19 protein-coding genes are annotated in these 23741 nt (G+C 73.9%); 12 read left to right on the top strand and 7 right to left on the bottom strand.

Annotation, left to right across the window (positions count from 1 at the left end; all coding sequences use genetic code 11):
• Window positions 1-61 precede the first annotated feature (61 nt).
• From ACIRPT_RS03600 to mug, 3 genes are all read left to right on the top strand, one after another.
• Window positions 62-2077, top strand: a complete 2016-nt coding sequence (locus ACIRPT_RS03600) for a bifunctional serine/threonine-protein kinase/transporter substrate-binding domain-containing protein (RefSeq protein ID WP_403821561.1) — start codon at window positions 62-64, stop codon at window positions 2075-2077.
• Between the two features lie 154 nt (window positions 2078-2231).
• Entirely contained in the window at window positions 2232-3674 is a 1443-nt protein-coding gene (purB, locus tag ACIRPT_RS03595) for an adenylosuccinate lyase (protein WP_403514630.1), read from the top strand.
• Between the two features lie 15 nt (window positions 3675-3689).
• A complete protein-coding gene (mug, locus tag ACIRPT_RS03590; RefSeq protein ID WP_403821558.1) occupies window positions 3690-4238 on the top strand; it encodes a G/U mismatch-specific DNA glycosylase in 549 nt (182 codons plus the stop codon).
• Here mug and ACIRPT_RS03585 read toward each other — a convergent pair.
• Window positions 4225-4701 carry a hypothetical protein gene (locus ACIRPT_RS03585; RefSeq protein ID WP_403821555.1) on the bottom strand — a complete coding sequence of 159 codons (477 nt, stop codon included), beginning with the start codon at window positions 4699-4701 and terminating at the stop codon, window positions 4225-4227. The two genes, mug and ACIRPT_RS03585, sit on opposite strands and share 14 nt — an antisense overlap.
• A gap of 261 nt (window positions 4702-4962) precedes the next feature.
• Between ACIRPT_RS03585 and ACIRPT_RS03580 the strand changes: the two genes are divergently transcribed.
• Complete coding sequence (locus ACIRPT_RS03580) at window positions 4963-6120, top strand: ROK family transcriptional regulator (RefSeq protein WP_403821552.1); 1158 nt, start codon at window positions 4963-4965, stop codon at window positions 6118-6120.
• Between the two features lie 72 nt (window positions 6121-6192).
• On the opposite strand, the gene ACIRPT_RS03575 is transcribed toward ACIRPT_RS03580, so the two are convergent.
• Window positions 6193-6939 (bottom strand): GntR family transcriptional regulator, encoded by a 747-nt coding sequence (locus ACIRPT_RS03575; RefSeq protein WP_403821549.1) that lies wholly within the window; start codon window positions 6937-6939, stop codon window positions 6193-6195.
• A gap of 248 nt (window positions 6940-7187) precedes the next feature.
• Here ACIRPT_RS03575 and ACIRPT_RS03570 point away from each other — a divergent pair, with 248 nt between their 5' ends.
• Window positions 7188-7853 carry an aspartate/glutamate racemase family protein gene (locus ACIRPT_RS03570; protein WP_403821546.1) on the top strand — a complete coding sequence of 222 codons (666 nt, stop codon included), beginning with the start codon at window positions 7188-7190 and terminating at the stop codon, window positions 7851-7853.
• On the opposite strand, the gene ACIRPT_RS03565 is transcribed toward ACIRPT_RS03570, so the two are convergent.
• On the bottom strand, window positions 7805-8698 hold the full coding sequence (locus ACIRPT_RS03565) for an RNA polymerase sigma-70 factor (RefSeq protein WP_403821543.1): 894 nt from the start codon (window positions 8696-8698) through the stop codon (window positions 7805-7807). The genes ACIRPT_RS03570 and ACIRPT_RS03565 overlap by 49 nt on opposite strands.
• Window positions 8699-8877: 179 nt before the next feature.
• On the opposite strand from ACIRPT_RS03565, the gene ACIRPT_RS03560 reads away from it, so the two are divergent.
• The 5 genes from ACIRPT_RS03560 to ACIRPT_RS03540 all read left to right on the top strand — a co-directional run bounded on the left by ACIRPT_RS03560 (window position 8878) and on the right by ACIRPT_RS03540 (window position 15802).
• Window positions 8878-9708, top strand: a complete 831-nt coding sequence (locus ACIRPT_RS03560; protein WP_403821540.1) for an alpha/beta fold hydrolase — start codon at window positions 8878-8880, stop codon at window positions 9706-9708.
• Between the two features lie 130 nt (window positions 9709-9838).
• Window positions 9839-11491: an alkaline phosphatase D family protein gene (locus ACIRPT_RS03555; protein WP_403821537.1), complete on the top strand. Its 1653-nt coding sequence runs from the start codon at window positions 9839-9841 to the stop codon at window positions 11489-11491.
• Between the two features lie 83 nt (window positions 11492-11574).
• Window positions 11575-12972 carry a GNAT family N-acetyltransferase gene (locus tag ACIRPT_RS03550; protein ID WP_403821534.1) on the top strand — a complete coding sequence of 466 codons (1398 nt, stop codon included), beginning with the start codon at window positions 11575-11577 and terminating at the stop codon, window positions 12970-12972.
• Window positions 12973-13131: 159 nt separating this feature from the next.
• Window positions 13132-14826 (top strand): DUF885 domain-containing protein, encoded by a 1695-nt coding sequence (locus ACIRPT_RS03545; RefSeq protein WP_403821531.1) that lies wholly within the window; start codon window positions 13132-13134, stop codon window positions 14824-14826.
• Window positions 14827-14911: 85 nt separating this feature from the next.
• Entirely contained in the window at window positions 14912-15802 is an 891-nt protein-coding gene (locus tag ACIRPT_RS03540) for an ATP-grasp domain-containing protein (RefSeq protein ID WP_403821528.1), read from the top strand.
• A gap of 71 nt (window positions 15803-15873) precedes the next feature.
• Here ACIRPT_RS03540 and ACIRPT_RS03535 read toward each other — a convergent pair whose 3' ends face one another.
• A complete protein-coding gene (locus tag ACIRPT_RS03535; protein WP_403821525.1) occupies window positions 15874-16395 on the bottom strand; it encodes a rhodanese-like domain-containing protein in 522 nt (173 codons plus the stop codon).
• A gap of 94 nt (window positions 16396-16489) precedes the next feature.
• Between ACIRPT_RS03535 and ACIRPT_RS03530 the strand changes: the two genes are divergently transcribed.
• The gene (locus ACIRPT_RS03530; protein ID WP_403514436.1) at window positions 16490-16936 is read left to right on the top strand and encodes an Lrp/AsnC family transcriptional regulator; all 447 of its coding nucleotides are present in this window, start codon (window positions 16490-16492) and stop codon (window positions 16934-16936) included.
• Window positions 16937-16999: 63 nt separating this feature from the next.
• On the opposite strand, the gene ACIRPT_RS03525 is transcribed toward ACIRPT_RS03530, so the two are convergent.
• Together ACIRPT_RS03525 and ACIRPT_RS03520 are read right to left on the bottom strand one after the other, a co-directional pair.
• Window positions 17000-20098 (bottom strand): AAA family ATPase, encoded by a 3099-nt coding sequence (locus ACIRPT_RS03525; protein ID WP_403821520.1) that lies wholly within the window; start codon window positions 20096-20098, stop codon window positions 17000-17002.
• Window positions 20095-21261 carry an exonuclease SbcCD subunit D gene (locus ACIRPT_RS03520; RefSeq protein WP_403821518.1) on the bottom strand — a complete coding sequence of 389 codons (1167 nt, stop codon included), beginning with the start codon at window positions 21259-21261 and terminating at the stop codon, window positions 20095-20097. Before ACIRPT_RS03520 ends, ACIRPT_RS03525 begins: the two co-directional genes overlap by 4 nt.
• 348 nt (window positions 21262-21609) lie before the next feature.
• Here ACIRPT_RS03520 and ACIRPT_RS03515 point away from each other — a divergent pair, with 348 nt between their 5' ends.
• Complete coding sequence (locus ACIRPT_RS03515) at window positions 21610-22101, top strand: ATP-binding protein (RefSeq protein ID WP_403821515.1); 492 nt, start codon at window positions 21610-21612, stop codon at window positions 22099-22101.
• 22 nt (window positions 22102-22123) lie between these two features.
• Here ACIRPT_RS03515 and ACIRPT_RS03510 read toward each other — a convergent pair whose 3' ends face one another.
• The gene (locus ACIRPT_RS03510) at window positions 22124-23677 is read right to left on the bottom strand and encodes an SDR family oxidoreductase (RefSeq protein ID WP_403821512.1); all 1554 of its coding nucleotides are present in this window, start codon (window positions 23675-23677) and stop codon (window positions 22124-22126) included.
• Window positions 23678-23741: the final 64 nt, after the last annotated feature.

Below are 23741 nucleotides of genomic sequence, written 5' to 3'. Positions count from 1 at the left end.
GGCGCCGGCCGGCGTGCGGAATACTGCCGTACACAACTGCTGGTCAAGGGTGGGGGTATGGGTGCGACCGTTGGCGAAGGACGATCCCCGGCAGATCGGACCGTTCGAGATCGTCGGGCTGCTCGGGGGCGGCGGCATGGGGCGGGTCTATCTCGGCCGCACCCCGGACGGGCGGACGGTGGCGGTGAAGACCGCGCGGTCCGAACTCGCCGACGACCGAGGCTTTCGGACGCGCTTCGCCCGTGAGGTGGCCGCCGCCCGGCGAGTGGGCGGGCCGTTCGTGGCGCCGGTGGTCGACGCCGCGCCGCACGACGACACGCCCTGGATGGCGACGGACTACGTGCCGGGCGTCTCGCTGGCCGATGCCGTGCACGACTGCGGACCGCTGCCCGAGCGGGCGGTGCGGCTGCTGACGGCGGGCCTGCTGCACGCCCTGACGGCGGTGCACGCGCACGGCCTGGTCCACCGCGACCTCAAGCCGTCGAACATCCTGCTCACCGCCGAGGGCCCGCGCGTCATCGACTTCGGCATCGCGTACTCCGCCGCGGACACCGCCCTGACGATGACCGGTACCGCCCTCGGCACCCCGGGGTTCATGGCGCCCGAGCAACTCGTCATGACGGGCCCCGAGATTACGGGCGCGGCGGACGTGTTCGCGCTTGGCGGGGTAATCGTGTTCGCGGCGACGGGCGGCGGTCCGTACGGCAGCGCCGAGCCGCAGATCCTCATGTACCGCACCGTGCACGAGGAACCGCGGCTCGACGATCTCCCGGACGGGCTGCGGGAGTTGGCGGCGGGCTGCCTGGCGAAGGAGCCGGAGCATCGGCCTGCCCTCCCCGCGCTCATGGCATCGGCGGGCGCGCCGGGCCCGTACGGCGACTGGCTGCCGGACCCCGTCGCCGTAGAGCTGCGCCGGCTCTCCGCGCAGCTCCGCGACGTCGGGTCCCCGGCCACCCTCGCGCTGCGGCCGCCGGCCGCGCCACCCGCCGACGTCCCCTACCACCAGCTGCCGACCCGCGCGGCGGACGGCGCACCGCCGCTGTACGGCGCGACGCCGCCGCACCCCGTCTACACCCCCGCGCCCCCGCTGCCGCACCCCCCTGACCAGACCCCGCTCCCGGGGCCGAGCCGGCGCCGCGTGCTCGCCGCGCTGTCCGCCGTCGGGGCGGTGGCCGGCGGCGGGGCACTGACCTGGGCACTGTGGCCGGACGGCGGCGGTGGCGGCGCGAGCGCCGGGAACAAGCCCAGCGGCGGCACGAGCGCCACCGGCAGCCCCGGCCACACCGCTCAGCCATCCGGCCGGCTGCCGCAGCAGATACGTGACAAGGGCATCGTCACCGTCGGATCGGACATCGCCTACGCGCCCATGGAGTTCACCAAGGACGGCGTGCCCGCCGGTGTCGACGTCGATCTCGCGAACGCCCTCGGCCGCGAGCTGGGCGTGCGCTTCCGGTTCGAGAACGCCGCCTTCGACTCCCTTCTTGCCGGTCTGTCCGCGGGCCGCTACGACCTGGTCATGTCGGCGTTGACCGACACCAGGGCCCGGCAGGAGGGCCGCGTCGGCGGCGAGAAGACCGGCGGTGGCGTGGACCTGATCGACTACCTCAGCGCCGGGCTCGCGCTCGTCGTCCGCAAGGGCAACCCGGAGGGCATCAAGAACCCCCAGGGCCTGTCCGGCAGGACGGTCGCCGTCCAGCGCGGCACGGTGGCCCGTGACTACCTGGACGAGCTCAGCGGCAACGTCTCCGGGAAGCTGAGGATCCGGGAGTTCGACTCAGGGGCCGAGATCTACGACGACGTCGCCAAGGGCCGGTCCGCGGCCTGTCTCGACGACTTCCCGGTCGCGGCCCTGAGCGCCGCCACCCACTCGGGCGGCGACGTCCTGGAGCGCGCGGGCAAGCAGCTGGAGCCCGTCCCCTACGGCATAGCGGTCGCCAAGACCCATACGGCGCTGCGCGACGCCGTACGGGATGCCCTCGACCGCCTCATCGTGAGCGGCGAGTACGCGAAGATCCTCAAGAAGTGGTACATCGAGGACGGGGCGGTGGAGCGAGCGATCGTCAACGGGGGCCGGTAGGGGCGGACGCCGGGTCGGGGAGAGACGTGAAGCAGGGCTACGGAGCGGCAGAGCGGGCTCACTGTCCGTCGGTCCGCGGCTTGGAGGAATGCACGACCGGGGCCGGGGCTCCGGCCTGCGTAAACCGCCAGTAGACTCTGACCACGTGACTGCTGTGTCTGCGAAGCCTCGCATCCCCAATGTTCTGGCCGGCCGCTATGCCTCCACGGAGCTGGCCGTGCTCTGGTCCCCCGAGTACAAGGTGAAGCTGGAGCGGAAGCTGTGGCTTGCCGTGCTGCGTGCGCAGAAGGACCTGGGTGTGGAGGTCCCCGAGCAGGCGCTCGCCGATTACGAGCGGGTCCTGGAGGACGTCGACCTGGCCTCCATCGCCGAGCGCGAGAAGGTCACCCGGCACGACGTCAAGGCCCGGATCGAGGAGTTCAACGCCCTCGCCGGCCATGAGCAGATCCACAAGGGCATGACCTCCCGCGATCTGACGGAGAACGTCGAGCAGCTGCAGGTGCGGCTGTCACTGGAGCTGGTGCGCGACCGTACGGTCGCCGTCCTGGCGCGGCTGGGCTCGCTGGCCGCCCAGAACGCCGAGCTGGTGATCGCGGGCCGCTCGCACAATGTCGCCGCGCAGGCCACGACGCTGGGCAAGCGCTTCGCGACCGCCGCGGACGAGCTGCTGGTGGCGTACGGACGGCTGGCGGACCTGCTGGCCCGCTACCCGCTGCGCGGCATCAAGGGCCCCGTCGGCACCGCGCAGGACATGCTCGACCTGATGGGCGGCGGCTCCGCGGGCGCCGCCAAGCTCGCCGAGCTGGAGCAGCGGATCGCCGCGCACCTCGGCTTCGGACAGGCCTTCACCTCCGTCGGCCAGGTCTACCCGCGCTCGCTGGACTACGACGTGGTCACCGCGCTGGTGCAGCTGGCCGCCGCTCCCTCGTCGCTGGCCAAGACCATCCGGCTGATGGCCGGGCACGAGCTGGTGACCGAGGGCTTCAAGCCCGGCCAGGTCGGCTCCTCCGCGATGCCGCACAAGATGAACACCCGCTCCTGCGAGCGCGTCAACGGCCTGATGGTGATCCTGCGCGGCTACGCCTCGATGGCCGGTGAGCTCTCCGGCGACCAGTGGAACGAGGGCGACGTCTCCTGCTCCGTGGTCCGCCGGGTCGCCCTCCCCGACTCCTTCTTCGCGTTGGACGGCCTGCTGGAGACGTTCCTGACCGTGCTGGACGAGTTCGGCGCCTTCCCCGCCGTCGTCGCCCGCGAGCTGGACCGCTACCTGCCCTTCCTCGCCACGACGAAGGTGCTGATGGGTGCCGTACGGGCCGGGGTCGGCCGCGAGGAGGCACACGAGGCGATCAAGGAGAACGCGGTCGCGTCGGCGCTGGCCATGCGCGAGCAGGGCGCGGAGCGCAACGAGCTTCTCGACAAGCTCGCCGCGGACTCCCGGATCCCGCTGGACAAGGCGCAGCTGGACGCCCTGATGGCGGACAAGCTCTCCTTCACGGGCGCCGCGGCCGACCAGGTGGCGTCCGTCGTCGCCCGGATCGAGGAGATCGCCAAGCAGCACCCCGAGGCCGCGGCCTACACCCCGGGCTCGATCCTGTGACCCTGGGCCGCTGACGTGCGCTTCACCCCCGAGGAGCTGCAGGCCGCTCGCGACCGCCCCGTCCCCGACGTGGCCGCGAGCGGACTGCGGGTGCTCTTCTGCGGCATCAACCCCGGGCTGATGACGGCCGCCACCGGGCACCACTTCGCCCGCCCCGGCAACCGCTTCTGGCCGGTCCTGCACGCGTCCGGTTTCACCCCTCGGCAGTTGCGGCCGGACGAGCAGGAGGAACTGCTCGCGCACGGCCTCGGCATCACCAATGTCGTGGCCCGGCCGACCGCCAAGGCGGACGAGCTGAGCGCAGCGGAGTACCGCGAGGGCGGGCGGCTGCTGGCCGAGAAGGTGGCGCTGCTGCGGCCGCGCTGGCTGGCGGTCGCGGGCGTCACGGCCTACCGCGTCGCCTTCGGCGACAAGCACGCCGCCATCGGCCCGCAGGAACGCACCCTCGGCACCACCCGGATCTGGGCACTGCCCAACCCCAGCGGCCTCAACGCCCATTGGACGACGGCGACCATGGCCGAGGAGTACGGCCGGCTGCGCGCCGCGGCCTTCAGCGACGACTGACGTCCCTCGGCGGGCCGGGAAAGCCCCGCGCCGCCCGCTCCTCCGCTATCGCCGCCAGCACCTGGCACGGCTGCTCGGGTCCGCCCTGCCCCGCGCCGACCGCCACCCAGCGGCCCGCCGTCCGCCATGTGTGCAGCCGGGGCACCAGGCCGCTCAGGATGTCCAGCGGCGGCGGGACGGGCAGTCCCATTGCCACCCGCTCCAGGGGCCCGGCGAGATCGAGGACCCCGGGCTCTCCCCACCGTAAGGACAGCAGCGCGGTCAGCGCCGCCAGCGCCGCCGCGCAGTCCTCGCGTATCTCCGCGGCATCCGCCGGGTCCGCGTCCCACAGCGGCGCGCCCTCCCACAGCCGCACCACATGGAACCCGGGCCCGCTCTCCCCTTGCGCGGACCGCTCCCGCCGGGCCGGGAAGGCGCGGCCGCGCAACTCGTCGATCGCCGCCAGCTGCTCTCCAGTCGTCATACCGTCAGTAAAGCTCCAGGGTCTGACAATTGGCCTCCCGTCAGGCCCGGCCGGCCCGGCGGGCGGGCGGTGCAAGGGCCGCGGCAGGGCCGCGGCGGGGGTGCGGCGAAGGTGCGGCGAGGGCGTGCCGCTCGTCGCCGGTGGTCCCCTCCGCAACCGAGACGGCCCTCCCCGGCAGCCCCTTCCGCGCCGGTCGGGTCTCGCCGCACACCCGCTGACCGGCTACGATCCGCCAGACACGCGATGCGAGGGAGAGTGACGTTGGGGCGGCTCACGGGTGGGGACCCCTCCCTGCTGCGACGGATCAACTCCGCGGTGGTGCTGCACGCGCTGCGGGCCGCGGACTCCCCCACGCTCACCCATCTCGTCCAGGTGACGGGCCTGTCCCGCCCGACGGTCGAGGGCGTGGTCGAGGGGCTCATCGAGGCCGGGCTGGTCGCCGAGGCGGCCGCCGACGAGGGCGAGGCGCGCCGGCAGGGACGGCCGGCCCGCCGGTTCCGGTTCCGTACGGAGGCGGGCCATCTGCTGGGCATCGAGATCGGTCCGCACCGCATCGCGGCCCAGCTCGCCGATCTGGGCGGGCAGGTGCTGGACTCGGCGCAGCGCCCGGTGGCGGAGACCGCGCCGGCCGACGAGCGGCTGGAGCGGGTCCGTGGCGTGGTGGCCGATCTGCTGCGCCGGACGGGCGTGCCGCGCAGTTCACTGCGGGCCGTCGGCGTGGGAAGTCCGGGCATCGTGGAGGCGGACGGCACGGTGCGGCTGGGGACCGCGCTGCCCGGCTGGACCGGCCTCCCCCTGGGCGAGCGGCTGCGGCGCTCCTTCCGCTGTCCGGTACTGGTCGAGAACGACGCGAACGCCGCCGCGGTGGCCGAGCACTGGAAGGGTGCGGCGGCCTCGTCCGGAGATGTGGTGTTCGTGCTGGCGGGGCTGAGTCCGGGGGCCGGTTCACTGATCGGGGGGCGGCTGCACCGGGGGTTCGGCGGCGCGGCCGGGGAGATCGGGGCGCTGCATCTGCTGGGGCGGGAGGCGACGCCGGAGACGCTGCTGTCGACGACCGGGGAGCCGCTGCATCCGCTGGACGAGGCGCAGGTCGCCGCGGTGTTCGCGCTGGCGCGGGACGGCGATGTCCGGGCGCGGGAGGCGGTGGACCGGTTCATCCGGCGGCTGGTGCACGATGTGGCGGCGCTGGTGCTGGCGCTGGACCCGGAGTTGGTGGTGATCGGCGGCTGGGCGGCGGGCCTGGCCGGTGTACTGGAGCCGCTGCGGGCGGAGTTGGCGCGCTACTGCCTGCGTCCGCCGCAGGTCGCCCTGTCGGAGCTGGGGGAGGCGGCGGTGGCCACGGGGGCGTTGCGGCTGGCGCTCGATCACGTGGAGGGCGAACTCTTCGCGGTGGAGGGCACCGTGACGGGCCGCCGGTAGCGCGATGGCCGCCGGGCCCGTGCCGTGGCCCGGCACGGCCCCGTGCAGGCGGAGGATCGCCGGCCGAGCGGATCAGCCCGCGAGCAGCGCGACCGCGTCGCTTTCGCCGAAGGTGAGGCGGCAGGTGTCGGCGCGGTATGTCGAGACCGCCACGGCGGCGGTGCGGCCCCCGGAGACATAGCGGGTGGTGACGACGAGCACCGGTGCGCCGGGCAGCCGGTCCAGCTGCTTGGCGTCCTCCGCGCGGGCGGAGCCGAGCTCGACGGTGCGGTCCTGGCCCTCCAGCTCCCTCTCCTGCAGGGCGTTCAGGACGGCGCGGGCGCGGGCCGGGGCGTTGAGCGCGGCCACCGCGGAGCAGCCGGGGACCACGGCCGACGGTACGTACAGCAGCTCGGCGGCGACCGGCTGGCCGTGGGTGACCCGGCTGCGGCGGACGACGTGCACCCGGTCGCCGGGCGCCGTCTCCAGGAGGCGGGCGACGGCGGGAGGCACCGCCTCGGTCTCGGTGGCGTCCAGCGGCTGCCAGTCGTCACCGGGGGCGCCGGGCCAGGTGTGCCGGGCGGGGTCCACGGCGACGCCGACGCGGGGCGGCGCGACGGTGGTGCCCACGCCGCGGCGGCGCTGCAGCCTGCCTTCCAGCTCCAGCTGTTCGAGCGCCTGACGGAGCGTGGCCCGGGCGACGCCGAACCGCGCGGCCAGCTCGCGTTCGTTGGGCAGAATCTCGCCGACCGCGAATTCCGAGTCCAGCGCCTCGCTGAGCACGGTCTTGAGGTGCCAGTACTTCGGCTCCGGCGCCGTTTCGAGCTGCGTGGTCCCCACCCTGTCCTCCGCACTGGCCGTTGCCCCGCGGGGCCCCATGGACCGGGCCCGTTCACGGGGCCCGCATCCGGCCGGTCCCCCCGGCGCGCCCGATTATGAGCGTTTCTTTATTAAAGGTTGTTGCAGTATCCCGACGATATGGCCGGTCCACACCTTGGTCAAGACCAATCCGCGAGCGGTTTCGCCGCACGGGTGCCATACGGCGGACGCGCCCGCCGCCCCGCCCGGGCGCTCGCTATCCTGCGGCCATGCTGGCCCTGTTGCACACCTCGCCCGTCCATGTCCCGGTCTTCGACGCCCTGCGCGACGAGGACGCTCCCGGCCTCGCGCTGCGGCACCTGGTACGGCCCGAACTCCTCGACCGGGCACGGGAGCTGGGCCCCGACACGGTGGCGGAGGAGGTTGCGGCGGCGCTGTCCGGGGCGGCCCGCGAGGGGGCCCAGGCGGCGCTGTGCACCTGCTCGACGATCGGCTCGGTGGCCGAGGCGGCCGGTGCCGCGCTGGGCGTGCCCGTACTGCGGGTGGACCGGCCGATGGCCGCGGCCGCGGTCGCCGCGGGCCCGCGGATCGTGGTGCTCGCGGCGCTGGAGAGCACGCTCGGCCCGACCCGGGACCTGATCGCCGAGGAGGCGGAGCGGGCCGGACGCGAGGTGCGGGTGACCACGGTGCTCGTGGCGGGCGCCTGGGAGCGGTTCGAGGCGGGCGATGCGGAGGGCTTTGTGGCGGCGGTCGTCGCCGCGGCGCAGGAGGTGCCGGACGCCGACGCGATCGTGCTGGCCCAGGCGTCGATGGCGGCCGCGGCGGACCGGCTCGCCGGCCCGGTGCCCGTGCTGTCGAGTCCGCGGCCCGGCCTGCGGGCCGCGGCTCAGCTCGCCATGAGGGAAGCCAGCTTGTCGGGGTTGCGGACGATGTAGACCGTCTGGATCCGGCCGTCCTCGACGTCGAACTGGGTGACGCTGTCCGGCGTGCCGCCGCGGTGCGCCAGCAGCGCGATGCCGCCGTTGAGTTCGAGGAGGGCGTATTCCATGCCGGAGGGCAAGGACCTGGTGACGCCGAACAGGAACCGGGCGACCTTGTCGGCGGACTCGATGATCCGCAGCGGGGCCTTGGCCTTGCCTCCGCTGTCCCCCACCAGCCGCGCGTCCGCCGCCAGCAGCTTCAGCAGGCCCTCCAGGTCGTCGCCGGCCGCGGCCGCCATGAGCCGTTCGGTCAGGTCGCGCTGCCGGTCCGGATCGACCTGGAAGCGCGGCTTGCCCTCCTCCACATGCCGGCGGGCCCGTCCGGCCAGTTGGCGTACCGCCGCCTCGCTGCGGTCGAGGGCCTCGGCGATCTCCGCGTACGGATAGCCGAAGGCCTCGCGCAGCACGAACACGGCGCGCTCCAGAGGGGAGAGCGACTCCATGACGACGAGGACGGCGAGCGTCACGGACTCGGTGAAGACCGCCCGCTCCGCGGTGTCGGGTGCGGTGGCGTCGAGGTCCGTGGCGAGGGGCTCGGGGAGCCAGGGCCCGACGTACGACTCGCGACGGGACTGCACCTGGCGGAGCCGGTCGATGGCCAGCCGGGTCGTGATGCGCACCAGATAGGCACGCGGTTCCCGTACCTCGCTGCGGTCGGCGGACGCCCAGCGCAGCCACGCGTCCTGGACGACGTCCTCGGAGTCGGCCACCCGGCCGAGCATGCGGTAGGCCACCCCGTGCAGCAGGGGGCGGTGTTCTTCGAAGACATCGGTGGCAGCGGTCGCGGAATGGGTCGGCACCCTGCCATCCCATCGGGCCGTCGCCGCGTTGTCCAGCGCAAACGGCAGTCGGCGGGCGGTGGATGGCGTGGTGTGCGGCACACTGCCGGGCCTGCGGGACCGCTCACCGGCCACGGCTGGCATCGTGAGTTCCCACGCCCCGGCAACACCGCACGCCTCACCCCCACAGGAGTCCCCTCATGGCCGCCTCGGTCTCCTTCGCCCGCATCCGCCCCGACGACGGGCCGGCCGTCACGCTCGCCTACGAGCGCAAGGGCGCGGGCGAACCCATCGTCCTGCTGCACGGCATCGGCCACCATCTCCAGGCCTGGCGCCCGGTCCCCGACATCCTCGCCGCCTCCCACGAGGTGATCGCCCTGGACCTGCCCGGCTTCGGGGCCTCGCCCGCGCTGCCCGGCGATTCCTCGTACGACCTGGCGACGGTGGTTCCGCTGCTCGCCGCGGCCTTCCGGGAACTGGGCGTGGACCGGCCGCATGTCGTGGGCAATTCGCTGGGCGGGCTGCTGGCCCTGGAGCTGGGCCGGGCGAAGGCCGTACGGTCGGTCACCGCGCTGTCGCCCGCGGGCTTTTGGACGCCGGCCGAGCGCCGGTACGCCTTCGGTGTGCTGCGCGGCATGTACGCGGGGGCGCAGGCGCTGCCGGAGCCGGTGGTGCAGTCGCTGGCCCGCTCCGTCATCGGGCGGGCCTCGCTGACCGGTTCCATCTACGCCCACCCCGGGCGCCGTTCGGCCGAGGCGGTGGTGGCGGAGACCCGGGCGCTGCGCGAGGCGCCCGGGTTCGCGCCGACGCTGGCGGCCGGTCAGACGGTGCGGTTCACCGGCGATGTGCCCGACGTTCCGGTGACCATCGGCTGGGGCAGCCGGGACCGGCTGCTGCTGCCCCGTCAGGGCGTACGCGCCAAGCACGCGATTCCGGGCGCCCGGCTGGTGCGGCTGCCGGGTTGCGGGCATGTGCCGATGAACGACGATCCCGGGCTGGTGGCCCGTGTCATTCTCGACACGGTGGGCTGAGTCCGGCGCTCCGTTACCGGGGCGGGGCACCCGCCGTTCGGGCGCCCGTCACCGTGCGTTCGGGCGCCGGGCATCGGCTCCCGGTACGAACAGCACATCACCAAAGCCGTTTCGACGATGGAGGTTTCAGATGGCGCAGGGATCCGGCGACGGCTTCGGCCGGCGGTCGTTGTTGCGGGGCGCGGCGGCCGGTTCCGGGGTGCTGGCGCTGCCCTCGCTCGCCTGTGCCGCGCCCGCGCAGGCGCGCAGCGGGCGGCCGAGCGCCGCCTGGGGCGTGCAGGTCGGGGATGTGACGACGTCCTCGGGTCTGGTGTGGGTGCGGTCCGACCGGCCGGCCCGGATGGTCGTGCAGACCGCCGCGACGGAGTCGTTCCGGGGCGCCAGGACCTGGCACGGGCCGGTGATCGGGGCCGGTACGGACTTCACCGGGGTCACCTCGCTGCACGGTCTGCCGTCCGGGGAGCAGATCCACTACCGGGTGCTGCTCGCCGACCCGGACGATCCCCGGCGCAGCGGCGAGCCGGTCACCGGGACCTTCCGGACGGCGCCCGAACGGCGCGATCCAACTGGTGCATCGCGATGGGGGTCCCCCCGGACGGAGTCTGGGGGAGATTCCGACTGGGGCGGTGGTGGGCGACGGGCGGGCGTCCGCTTCCACTGGTCGGGGGATCTGGCCGGGCAGGGCTGGGGCATCAATCCGGACCGCGGCGGCTATCGCATCTACGAGGACATGCGGCGCCGTGACCCGGATTTCTTTCTGTGCAGCGGCGACAACATCTACGCCGACAACCCCATCCTGGAGCGGGTGACGCTGCCGGACGGGCGGATCTGGCGGAATGTGACGACCGAGGAGAAGGCGAAGGTCGCCGAGACGCTCGGGGAGTTCCGGGGCGCGTTCCGCTACAACCTGCTGGACGACAATCTGCGCCGGTTCAATGCGCAGGTGCCCACGATCACCCAGTGGGACGACCACGAGGTGCACAACAACTGGTATCCGGGCCAGCTGCTCGACGACGACCGGTACACCGTCAAGGACGCGGATGTGCTGGCGGCGCGGTCGCTGCGCGCCTTCAGCGAGTACTTCCCGATCCGTACGCTGCGGGCCGACCGTGGGGGCCGGGTCTACCGGGTGGTACGGCACGGCCCGCTGCTGGATGTGTTCGTCCTGGACATGCGCCGGTACCGCAACGCCAACTCGCCGGGCCGCCAGACGGATGACCCGCAGGGCATTCTCGGCGCCGAGCAGCTGCGCTGGCTCAAGCGGGAGCTGTCGCGCTCGCGTGCGGTGTGGAAGGTGATCGCCTCCGATATGCCGCTGGGGCTGGTGGTTCCGGACGGCAAGACCGACTTCGAGGCGGTGGCGCAGGGCGATCCGGGCGCTCCGCTGGGGCGTGAGCTGCAGTTGGCGGAGCTGCTGCGGCACATCAAGCACGAGCGGGTGACCGGCACCGTATGGCTGACGACGGACGTCCACTACACGTCGGCGCAGCACTACGCACCGGAGCGGGCGGCGTTCAAGGACTTCGCGCCGTTCTGGGAATTCGTGTCCGGGCCGCTGAACGCGGGCGGTTTCCAGTCGCTGAAACTGGATGGAACGTTCGGCCCCGCGCAGCCGTTCATCAAGGCGCCGGACCGTGCCAACACCTCCCCCGCGGAGAGTCCGCAGAACTTCGGCGAGATCGACATCGACGGGGGCAGCGGGGAGCTGACGGTGCGGTTGCGTCAGGAGGGCGGAGAGGTGTTGTTCAGTAAGGTGCTGCAACCAGGACGGGTAGGGCAGTAGGGACCAATGCGTCGATTGCGTCTTTTACCCGTCGGACACAAAGTGTTGGCGATCAGGCAACACCGGTCGGCAAGGCTGTCTGCATGACTGAAGCCTCCTCTGCCAATTCCGCCCGCCGCCATCACTGGCGCCGGGAAGTTGTCGAGCTCGCCGCCCTGTTCACGGCCGTGGCCGTGGCGGACGTGGTGGCCAATACCGTCGCGCACGGCCCCCGGGGCCCGGTGCTGCTGTGCGCCTCGGCGGTCGCCCTGGTCGCCACGGCCGGATTCCACGTCTGGTGGTCACGCCGCCACGAAAACGCCCCGCCGCCGACCGATACCGGCGCCACGGCGCCGTCCTCCGCCGGGCGGCCCGCCGTGGCCGCCGAGCAGGAGACGGCGCTGTGGCGGATGCGGACCACGGTCCGGGACGAGCCGGGCAGCCTGGCCGCGCTGTGCACGGCGCTGGCCGGGGAGCGGGTGGACATCCTCAGCCTCCAGGCCCACCCGCTGTCCGACGGTACGGTCGATGAGTTCCTGCTGCGCGCGCCGGCCGCGCTCGCGCCCGAGGAACTGACCCGTACGGTGGCCGGCGGGGGCGGCGCGCACACCTGGCTGGAGCGGGCGGACACCCACGATCTCGTCGACGCGCCGGCCCGGATGCTGAGCCTGGCGACCCGTACGGCCCTGGATTCCGCCGAACTCCCGCTCGCACTGCGCCAGTTGCTGGGGCGCTGCACGATCCACTCCGTTCCCGCGCGTTCGCTGCGCGGGCAGCCGCTCGCCGAGAAGGTGCCCGCCGAGGGCGTGCTGGCCGAGCACACCATGAAGTTCCGCGACCCCTCCGGGGGGTCCTTGACCATCGAAAGGCCGCAGTTGCCGTTCACTCCCACCGAGTTCGCCCGTGTGCGCGCCCTGGTCGACCTGGACGCCAGGCTCGGTCAGCGGGTGCCGCCGCGGCGTGATGTGCTGACGCTGCCCGAGGGCAACGAGATCACCATCCGCCGCGCCGACACCAGCGACCAGGCAGCGGCCCGCGAGATGCACGACCGTTGCTCCTCCGCCACGCTCGCGCTGCGCTACCACGGTCCGGTCGCCGACGCCGACCGCTACCTGGGGCATCTGCTCAGCCCCCGGTTCGGCCGGACCCTCGCGGTGGAGACCGCGTCCGGCCGTCTGGTGGCGCTGGGTCATCTGCTGTGGGACGGCGACGAGACCGAGGTCGCGCTGCTGGTCGAGGACGCCTGGCAGCAGCGCGGCATCGGCGCGGAGCTGCTGCGCCGGCTGGTGGCGATGGCGGCCGAGGCGGGCTGCGAGAGCGTGTACGCCATCACCCAGGCCTCCAACACCGGGATGGTCGCGGCGATGCGCGGTCTGGGGCTGCCGCTGGACTACCAGATCGAGGAGGGCACGCTGGTGATCACCACGCGCCCGGCGGGGGTGGCCGCCCCGTCGCCCGCCCTCGAGACCGTACGGGTCCAGGACGGCCCCGGCCGTCGCTGAGCAGGTCACCGCGGGGCCGGCCGGGCGCAGTGACGCCCGGCCGGCCCCGCGCCGTTGGGCCCTCAGCCCGCGCCGTTGGGCAATGACGACGCAAAGCGACAGGAACGTCCGGCCTATTGTTGGTGACGCGGCGGGGTGATCCGTACGAGGATGGCCCGCATGTCCAACACCACTTCTTCCGACGGCGGCCCCTTGCCCCGTCAGATCGCCGATGCCTATGTCGACGCCCTCGTCGACCTGGACCCCATCACCGGCACCTTCCTCGGCATCGCCGAGAGCTCCGGCAAGCTCCCCGACTTCTCACCCACCGGCCAGGAAGCGCTGGCCCAGCTGGCCCGTACGACGCTGGAGAAACTCACCGAGGCCGAGGCCCGGCCGGGCGCGGACAGCTCCGCCGAGCAGGTCTGCGCGCGCCTGCTGCGGGAGCGGCTGACCGCGGAGCTGGCGGTGCACGAGGCGGGCGAGGGCCTGCGCACGGTCAGCAACCTCAGCTCGCCGCTGCACCACGTCCGCGAGGTCTTCACCATCACGCCCGCCGAGACGGACGAGGACTGGGCGGCGATCGCCCGGCGGCTGCGGGCGGTACCGGACGCGCTGGAGGGCTACCGCGCCGCGCTCGACGCCGGTCTCAAGCGGGACCTGCCTGGCGGTCCGCTCCAAGTCACCACCGTCATCGGGCAGTTGGACGAGTGGATCGGCGAGGACCGCAGCTGGTTCGCCGAGTTCACCGACCCGGGCCCCGAGGTGCTGCGCGCCGAACTGACCGCGGCGGCCGACGTGGCGACCGGTGCGCTCGTGGAGCTGCGCGACTGGTTCCGGGACAGCTATGCGCCCGCCGTCGCGGGCGCGCCGGACGTCGTCGGCCGGGAGCGCTACGCCCGCCTCGCCCGCTACTACAACGGCGCCGACCTCGACCCGGACGAGGCGTATGCGTACGGCTGGTCCGAGTTCCACCGGCTGCTGGCCGAGATGGAGACCGAGGCCGAGAAGGTCCTGCCCGGCGCGAAGACGCCGTGGGAGGCGCTGGCCTGGTGCGATGAGCACGGCGAGGCCGTCGAGGGCGTCGAGGAGACCCGGCAGTGGCTCCAGTCGCTGATGGACGAGGCCATCGACGCGCTGGACGGCACCCACTTCGAGCTCGCCGAGCGGGTGCGCCGGGTGGAATCGCGGATCGCCCCTGCGGGCAGCGCCGCGGCCCCGTACTACACCCAGCCCTCGCTGGACTTCTCCCGCCCCGGCCGCACGTGGCTGCCGACGATGGGCGAGACCCGCTTCCCGGCCTACGACCTGGTGTCGACCTGGTACCACGAGGGCGTGCCGGGCCATCACCTCCAGCTGGCGCAGTGGGCGCATGTCGCCGACCGGCTCTCCCGGTACCAGACGACCGTGGGCATCGTCAGCGCCAACGCGGAGGGCTGGGCGCTGTACGCCGAGCGCCTGATGGACGAGCTGGGCTTCCTGACCAACGCCGAGCGGCGGCTGGGCTATCTGGACGCCCAGATGATGCGCGCCGTCCGGGTCATCATCGACATCGGCATGCATCTGGAGCTGGAGATCCCGGCGGACTCCCCCTTCCACCCGGGCGAGCGCTGGACGCCGCAGCTGGCGCACGAGTTCCTGGCGCGCCACTGCAGCCGCCCGGCAGACTTCGTCGAGAGCGAGATCATCCGTTACCAGGGCATGGCGGGCCAGGCCATCGGCTACAAGCTCGGCGAGCGGGTCTGGCTCCAGGGCCGGGAGGCGGCCCGCGCCCGGCACGGCGCGGACTTCGACCTCAAGGCCTGGCACATGGCGGCGCTCTCGCAGGGCTCGCTGGGCCTGGACGATCTGCTGAGCGAGTTGTCGGCGCTGTGACCCCGCGGCGGGGTGGGCCGGGGCAGGAGCCGTTGACGGTTGCTCTCGGTGGAGTGCCGATTCCGGCCGCTGCTAAGGTCCGTCGATGACCACGGACCCCGCCCCGCCGCTCTTCCTGCTTCCCGGCGATCCGCTGCGCCCCCGGCGTACCGACCCGCACTTCGCGGCCGAGGCCGCCGCGGCGGGGGCGGCCGGGGCGACGGCCGCGGTCCTCGACCATGAGGCGCTGCTGGCCGGGGACGCGGCGGCAGCGGTGTCCCGGGTCCCCCGCGATGCCGGGCCGGTCTGGTACCGCGGCTGGATGCTGCCCGCAGAGCGCTACGCCGCGCTGGCCGCGGCCCTCGCCGCCCGCGGCGGCCGGCTGCTGACCTCCCCCGCCGCGTACCGCACCGCCCATGAACTCCCCGGCTGGTACGAGGCGTTCCGCGCGCTCACCCCGGACAGCGCCTGGCTCCCCTGCGCACCCGGCCGGGCCCCGCAGGAGACGGAACTGGCCCGGCTCGCCGGGACGTTCGGCGACCGTCCGCTGATGGTCAAGGACTGGGTCAAGTCCCGTAAGCACGAGTGGGCGGAGGCGGCCTACGTCCCGAACGCCGCCGACACCGCCCGCCTGACCTCGGTCGTGGAGCGCTTCATCGCCCTCCAGGAGGAGTTTCTGACCGGCGGTGTGGTGCTGCGCGCCTTCGAGGACTTCACGCGGGCGGTGGGCGAGGCGCGGGTGTGGTGGGTGGACGGTGAGCCGGTGCTGACCGGCCCGCACCCCGACACCCCCGGGCTGCGCCCTGCCCCCGACCTCGCTCATGTGGCGCCTTTCGTAAGGGAGTTGGGCCCGCGTTTCCTGACCACGGATCTGGCGCTGCGTGCGGACGGCGTCTGGCGGGTGGTGGAGGTCGGCGACGGCCAGGTCAGCGGACTGCCCGCGGAGGCGGACCACCGGCCGTTGTTCGAGGCGCTGGTCGCCGCGGGCACCGGCTGACCGCCGACGCCCGGGGCCTCGTCGACCGTACGTCCTCGTGTACCGGACGCGGCTCCGCTCCGCGGCCCGGCTCAGCAGCCGCAGTCCTCCGCCCCGAGGGGCGCGGTCAGCGGGTCGGCCGGGCGTCGTTCCGTGCCCTGCCAGGTGGCCACCTCGTACCCCTCGCGGATCCAGTACTCGATGCCGCCGAGCATCTCCTTGACGCGGTAGCCGAGCCGGGCCAGCGCCAGGGCCGCGCGGGTGGCGCCGTCGCAGCCGGGACCCCAGCAGTAGACGACGACGGGGACGGCGGGGTCCAGCAGCTCGTCGGCGTCCAGGGGGATGCGCGCGGTGGGCAGATGGATGGCGCCGGGGACGTGCCCCTGGTCCCAGGACTCGGTGCTGCGGGAGTCGACGACGACGAATTCGGTGGCGCCGGCCGCGAGGGCGCCGTGCACATCGGCGACATCGGTGTGGAAGGCGAGGCGCGCGGCGAAGTAGGCGGCGGCGTCGGCGGGCGCGGCGGGCGGGGTGACGAGGACGGAGCTGGTGGCGGGGGCGACGGCAGGAGCGGGCCCCGGCGTCCGGTTCGTCTCGGTCGCTTCTGTGATCATGGCCAATAACCTATGGTTCGCCGGTCGGGCCGAGAAGTGATGATCACCGGCAAAACCCTTGATCTGCCGGGGATTCCCCTGCTAGACAGCGGGGATGACCGGCTATTCCCCCGACGCCACCGACTGGCGCATCCTCGACGTCCTGCAGCACAACGGCCGCGCGGGCTACGCCGAGCTGGCGCGCGCCGTGAACATGTCCGCCAGCGCCGTCACCGAACGCGTGCGCCGCCTGGAGGACGCCGGGGTGATCTCGGGCTATGCGGCGGTGATCGACCCGGAGCGGATCGGCCTGTCGGTGCTCGCCTTCGTCCGGCTGCGCTATCCGAACGGCAACTACAAGCCGTTCCACGATCTGCTGGAGACCACGCCGGAGATCCTGGAGGCCCATCACGTCACGGGCGATGACTGCTTCGTCATCAAGGTCGCCGCGCGTTCGATGCGGCATCTGGAGGAGGTCTCGGGCCGGATCGGGGCGCTCGGCGCCGTGACGACCAGCGTCGTCTACTCCTCGCCGCTCCCCCGCCGCCCCGTCGGCCACTGACCGGCCCCGCGGCGGGATCCCGCGGGCCGGTGGGTCCCCGCAGCCCGCACCGGCCCGTACGGCTCAGCCCTGCACCCGGTGCCGGACGGTCGAGCCCGACCGGTCCTTGACGACCTCCAGCTGGGCGGGGATGCGCGCACGCAGGTCGGCGACATGGCTGACGATGCCGACGCTGCGGTCGCGTTCGCGCAGCCCGTCCAGGACGTCCAGGACCTCGTCCAGGGTCTGCTCGTCCAGGCTGCCGAAGCCCTCGTCGATGAAGAGGGTGTCCAGCCGGGTGCCGCCCGCCTCGTCGGTGACGACATCGGCGAGGCCGAGGGCGAGGGCGAGCGAGGCGAAGAAGGTCTCGCCGCCGGAGAGGCTGGAGGTGTCCCGCTCCTGGCCGGTCCAGGCGTCGATGACATGCAGGCCGAGGCCGGAGCGCCGGGTGCCGCCGGCCCGTTCATCGGAGTGGACGAGGGTGTAGCGGCCCGACGACATCCTGTGCAGCCGCTCGCCGGCCGCGGCCGCGACCTGTTCGAGCCGGGCGGCCAGGACGTACGACTCCAGGCGCATCCGCCGTTCGTTCTCGCTGGAGGTGCCCGAGGCGAGCCCCGCCAGGCCTGCGATGCGGTCGTGGGCGGCACGCAGCGGGGCCAGTTCCCGGGCGTCGGCCTCCGCACGGGCGGAGAGCCGGTCGAGTTCGCCGCAGCGGTCACGGGCCGCCGCCTGGGCCGCGGCGGCGCTCCGCAGCCGGTGCCCGGCGGCCTCGTGCGCGGTGCGGGCCGCGTCCGGATCGGCGGGGGGCAGCGCCGCCGCGGCGACGGCCTCGGGGTTCGCCAGCTCCGCCGCCACGGCGGCCGATTCGGCCCGCCAGTCGTCGAGGCGCTGTTGCAGCGCCCGCCATTCGCCGCTCTGTGCCAGCGCCTCGGCGGCGGCCTGCGGGGTGTCGAACCCGGCGCGATAGGCGGCGTCGGAGAGCCCGGCGTCGGCGTCCTTGTACCGCTCGGCGCAGGCGTTCGCCGTACGGGAGGCGTCCGCGGCGGCGGCGAGCTGCCCGACCTGCCGCTCCAGCCGGCCGGCGCGCTCGGCCACGCCGGCGCAGTCACCGCGCGCCCGGCTCACCTCCTCCTCCAGCGCGGCCCGCTCGCGGTCCAGCGCCTCGCGGTGCGAGGTGCGGGCGGCGACCCGGCGCTCGGCCTGCTGCCGCTCGGCACTGCGGCGCTCGTACTCGCGCTCCGCGCGGTCGGACGCCTCGCGGGCGGCATGCAGATCGGCGCCGGTCGCGTGGTCGCGGGCGTGGTCCCGGCGCAACTCCTCGGCACGGGCGGCGAGTTCGGCCGTCGCGGCGTCGCCCGCCGTGGCGGCCGCACCGGCCAGCGCCTCCTTGAGCGACTGGCGGGCGGCCTCGGCGTCCCGGCGGATCTCCTCGGCCCGGCGGTGGCCGGCCAGCGCGGCCTCCTCGGTCGCCCGGTCGACATGTCCGGCGCCCGGGCGGGCCGGCTCGGGATGCTCGGTGGCGCCGCACACCGCGCACGCCTCGCCGTCCCGCAGCCCCTCGGCGAGCTCGGCGGCGATACCGCGCAGCCGCCGCTCCTTGAGGTCGAGCCAGCTCTCGTGGGCCGCCGCGGCGCCCTCCCGGGCGCGCAGCAACTCCCCTTCCGCGGCCCGCACTTCGTCACCGAGGGCGTCGCGCCGACGGGCCGCGGCGAGGCGTTCGGCGGCGGGCCGGAGCTCGGCGGCGAGCTGTTCGGCCCGGGTCGCGGCCTCCTGCGCCGTCTCGATGCGCCGCTGGTGGGCCTCGCGGGCGGCGTCCCAGCCGGCCAGCCACTCAGCGGCGTCCAGCAGCGTCTGCTCGTCGGCGCGCGCATCGCGGTCCAGTCCGGCGCGCTCCAGGCCGATGTCGGCGGCCCGCCGCTCGGCCCGCCGGGCCGCCGCCAGCGAACCCAATTCGCCCCTCAGCCGGTGTTCCAGCGCGGCGAGCCGATCGCCCTCGGCCTCCGCGAGTTCCGGCGACAGTACGGCCCTGGCCCGCCGCTCGGCGCCCTGCGCGGCCTCCAGCTCACGCCAGGCGGCGTCGCGCAGCGCGAGGGCCGGGGCGACCTCGGCGGCCGCGCGGCCCCGCTCCAGCCTGCGCCGGACCTCCTCCCGCTCCCCGGCGCGGGCCTCGAGTTGGGCGGCCCGGCGGCGGGCGTCGTCGTACCGGCGCTGGAGCCGGTCCCGCTCGTGCGCCTCCTCCAGCCGCCCCGCAGCGGCCCGTTCCGCCACCTCGGCGGCGCGCACCGTGGCCTGGGCGACCTCCAGCCATTCGCGGGCGCCGACCCTGGCGACGGCGGCCCTGACCAGTACGGCGTCGGCGAATCCGGGCTCACCCGGACCGGCTGCGGTCCGCTCGGCGCCCCGGCTCTGCTTCGGGACGGCGGCCGCCGCCCTCCCCCCGGCACGGCGCGGCGCATCGCGAACGTCCCGCTCCGGCACCGGAATGGACAGGTCGTCGAGTTCGCCGTTCTCCCCGGCCGCCTGCGCCATCCGGTGCGCCAGCGCCAGCAGCCGTTCGTCGCCCGCCGCGACCCGGTCGGCGGCGGACTTGCGCCGCGCATTGAGCTGGTCCTCCAGCGCGGCGAACCTGCGGGTGTCGAAGAGCCGGCCGAGCAGCCGGGCGCGGGCCTCCGCATCGGCCCGCAGAAAGCGCGCGAAGTCGCCCTGCGGCAGCAGCACCACCTGGCAGAACTGCTCCTTGCTCATCCCGAGCAGCTGGCCGATCTCCTCACCGATCTCCTGGTGCGACCGGCTCAGCGCCTTCCACTCCCCCTCGGCCGCGTCGAACTCCCGCAGCCGGCTCTGCGCCTTCTCCCGGGTGGTCCCGCTGCCCCGCTTCTTGGGGCGCGACTGCTCGGGCAGCCGGGTGATCTCCAACTTCCGCTCGGCCACGGTCAGTTCGAGGACCACCTCGGTCAGCGTCAGCGGCTCCGCCAGATCGCTGCGCAGCGCCTGGCCGCTCCCCCGCGCCCCGGGCACCGACCCGTACAGCGCGAAGCACACGGCGTCCAGGACGGAGGTCTTGCCCGCTCCCGTAGGGCCGTGCAGCAGGAAGAGCCCGTCCCGTGACAGCCGGTCGAAGTCGATGACCTGGGTGCCGCCGAACGGCCCGAAGGCGGTGAGGGACAGTCGGTGCAGCCTCATCGCGCCACCTCGTGCACGAGGTCGTCGACACGTACGTCATCGATGGCCGACCGCAGTTCGGCCCGCTCGTCCGCGTCGGCCGCGCGTCCGGCCCGTACGTGTTCCACGAAGTCCTCGGCGATCTCCTGGTCGCTGCGCCCGCGCAGCCGCTGGGCGTAGGAGGCGAGCGAGCGGGCGGGGCCCTCGTCGGGGTCGAAGACGAGGCTGATGATGCCCGGGAAGCGGGCGGCGAGCTTGGCCATCGGCTCGTGCGGCCGGGAGCTGTCGGTGAGCGTCGCCTCCACCCATGCCGCTTCGTGCGCCGCCAGCGCCGGGTCGTCGAGCAGCCACTCCAGCGGCCCCCGGATACGGGCCAGCGGCCGCGGCACCGGGCAGTCCACCCGTTCGGCGGTCACCGTGCCCGCCGCGTCGAGGTCGACGATCCACATCGATTTGCGGTGGGTGGCCTCGGAGAAGGAGTAGGCGAGCGGCGAGCCGGAGTAGCGGACGCGTTCGGTCAGCGTCTGGCAGCCGTGCAGATGCCCCAGCGCGGCGTAGTCGACGCCGTCGAAGACGGCCGCGGGGACGGAGGCCACCCCGCCGACGGTGATGTCGCGCTCGCTGTCGCTCACCGCGCCACCGGTGACGAAGGCGTGCGCGAGGACCACGGAACGGGTGCCCGCGGGCCGTTCCGCCAGGTCGGCGCGTACCCGCTCCATCGCCGCGGCCAGCACCTCGGCGTGATCGGCCCGCCGGGCGCCGAGCTCCTGGCGCACCATGGCCGGTTCGAGATAGGGCAGTCCGTAGAGCGCCACCGGGCCGTGTTCGTCCTCGAGCAGCACCGGGGTGCCGCATGCGGCCGGGTCGGTGCGCAGATGGATGCCGGCCTGCCGCATCAGGCCGGAGCCGACGCCGAGCCGGCGGGCGGAGTCGTGGTTGCCGGAGATCATGACGGTCGGGACGCCGAGGCCGGCGAGGCGGTGCAGCGCCTCGTCGAAGAGCTCCACGGCAGCGAGCGGCGGCACCGCGCGGTCGTAGACGTCGCCCGCTACGAGCACCGCCTCGATCCCCCGGGCCCGGACCGTCTCGACGAGGTGATCGAGGAACGCGCGCTGGGCGGTGAGCAGGCTCACACGGTGAAACGACCGTCCCAGATGCCAGTCGGAGGTGTGCAGGACTCTCACGTAACCGCCCCGGGACGCATCTCTTCTCTTCTCCTCACAGATCCCCGCCACCCGGCGCCGGGGCCGCGCAGGGCCACCGGACGCCGACGACCACGCTAGCTTCCGGCCGCCCGTGGTCCGTCCTCCGCCTCATCTTTTCACCCACGTCAGAGGTCCGGTGCCGGTCTCGGAGATCCGGGAGGTCCCGTCCCGAAATGCGGTCCGATGCCCCGCTCATCCATCCGCGCGGAATAACGGAACGTGACCGGGGTAGATGGCCGCTGCGACCGTGAAAGACGTTGCGCGGCAGGTCAACGCCCGTGACCGGGCGCCGGCCCTGCAGTGATCGTGAGAAGGGATTGACGCTTCGTGAACAGCATCGCGGCGGACCTGATGAGCAGCACCGCGGCCCTTCGCCTGAACCCGTCACCACCCGCGCACGCGGTGACACTGGAGCGCTGCCCGCAGGCGGCGGCCACCGCACGGGACGTCGCCACGCGGTTTCTGGCGGATCTGCGGCCCCCGGTGTACGAGGAGGCCGCCGACACCGTGGTACTCGTCGTCTCCGAGCTCGTCACCAACTCCGTACGGCATGCGGACGGCGCCTCGTGCTCCTTGCGGCTGGCGGTCTGCGGGGACGCCGTGGTGGTGTCGGTGAGCGACTCCAGCCCCGTCCCGCCCGTGGGGCGCTGCCCCGACGTCGACGGTGACGGGGGAGGTTTCGGCTGGCCCATGGTCCGCCGGCTGGCGGTTGCCACCTCCGTGTGTGTCACGCCACGGGGCAAGACCGTGCATGCGCTCATGCCCTTCCGGGCCCTGCGCGGCCGGGAGCCAGGGGGCGGCGCGCCCGCTCGCCGATGACCGACCGGGGCCTCATCGGGGTTCATCGGGGCCCTGTTCCGTCCTTGCCGCGGGCCCGCCGGAAGCGGGCCCGGCCGCCGGTCCGCGCGCCGGTGGCGGCCTGCGCGATATTGCGGGCCATGCCGCCGAAGACCACGGTGTGGAACGGCGAGACGCTCCACCAGTACGCGTGCCCGAGCAGTCCGTGCGGATGGAACAGCGCCCGCTGCCGGTAGCGGGCGCCGCCCGACGCGCCGTGCTCCACCCGCATCTCCAGCCAGGCCAGTCCCGGCAGTCGCATCTCGGCGCGCAGCCGCAGCAGCCGGCCGGGTTCGATCTCCTCGACGCGCCAGAAGTCCAGCGAGTCCCCCACCCGCAGCCGGTCCGCGTCGCGTCGGCCGCGGCGCAGCCCGACGCCGCCGATCAGCCGGTCGAGCCAGCCGCGCACCGCCCAGGCGAGCGGGAAGGAGTACCAGCCGTTGTCTCCGCCGATGGCTTCGATGACCCGCCACAGCGCGTCCGGGGAGGCGTCGACGGCGAGCTCGCGGCGATCGGTGTAGAGGCTGCCGCCGGCCCAGTCGGGGTCGGTGGGCAGCGGGTCGCTCGGCGCGCCCGGCACGGCCGCGGACGACCAGCGGGTGGTCACCTTGGCCTCCCGTACCCGTTGCAGTGCCAGCGACAGCGCGGTGGGGAACGGAACCGGGCGCCCCGGCCGGTCGGGGACGTACCGCGCGATGTCGTGTTCCCGGCAGACGACCTCATAGCGAAGCGATTCGGTCAGCGGCCGGGCGATGGCCTGCGGTACGGGCGTCACCAGGCCGACCCAGTAGCTGGACAGCCGCGGCGTGAGCACCGGCACCGGCACGATCAGCCGTCGCGGCAGGCCGGAGAGCGCCGCGTAGTGCCGCATCATGTCCAGATACGTGACGACGTCGGGACCGCCGATGTCGAAGGCGCGGCTGACCTCGTCCGGCATCCGGGCGGCACCGACGAGATAGCGCAGCACATCGCGGACGGCGATCGGCTGGATCCTGGTCCGCACCCAGCTGGGGGTGACCATGACCGGCAGCCGCTCGGTGAGATAGCGCAGCATCTCGAACGACGCCGAACCGGAGCCGATGATGACCGCCGCGCGCAGGACCGTGGCCGGTACCCCGGAGGCGAGGAGGATGTGCCCCACCTCGGCGCGGGAGCGCAGATGCGGAGACAGTTCCCCCTCCGGTACGTCCGCGGGTGTCAGGCCGCCCAGGTAGACGATGCGCCGCACGCCCGCCGCACGGGCCTGCTCGCCGAAGATCCGGGCCGCCCTGCGGTCGGTCTCCTCGAAACGGGAGCCGGTGCCGAGGGCGTGCACGAGGTAGTACGCGACGTCGATGCCGTCCATCGCCGGACGCACCGTCGCCGCGTCGGTGACATCGCCGCGCACCACCTCCGCGCGGCCGGCCCATGGGTGGTCACGCAGTTTCTCGGGAGAGCGGGCCAGGCACCGCACCCGGTACCCGGCGTCCAGCAGCTCCGGCACCAGCCGCCCGCCGATGTAGCCGGTGGCCCCGGTCACCAGGCACCGGTCGCCGGGTTCCTCGTCGTCGCTTGTCATGCCGCGCCTCCGCCGGGCTCAGGCAGACGCCCGCTTGGTGATGCCGTCCGCCACCTCTCCGAAC

The organism is Streptomyces sp. NPDC101227, assembly GCF_044767545.1.
Taxonomy (GTDB): Bacteria; Actinomycetota; Actinomycetes; order Streptomycetales; family Streptomycetaceae; genus Streptomyces.
Note: the sequence above shows the minus strand (reverse complement) of the source record. Positions and strands in the feature narration are given on the sequence as shown.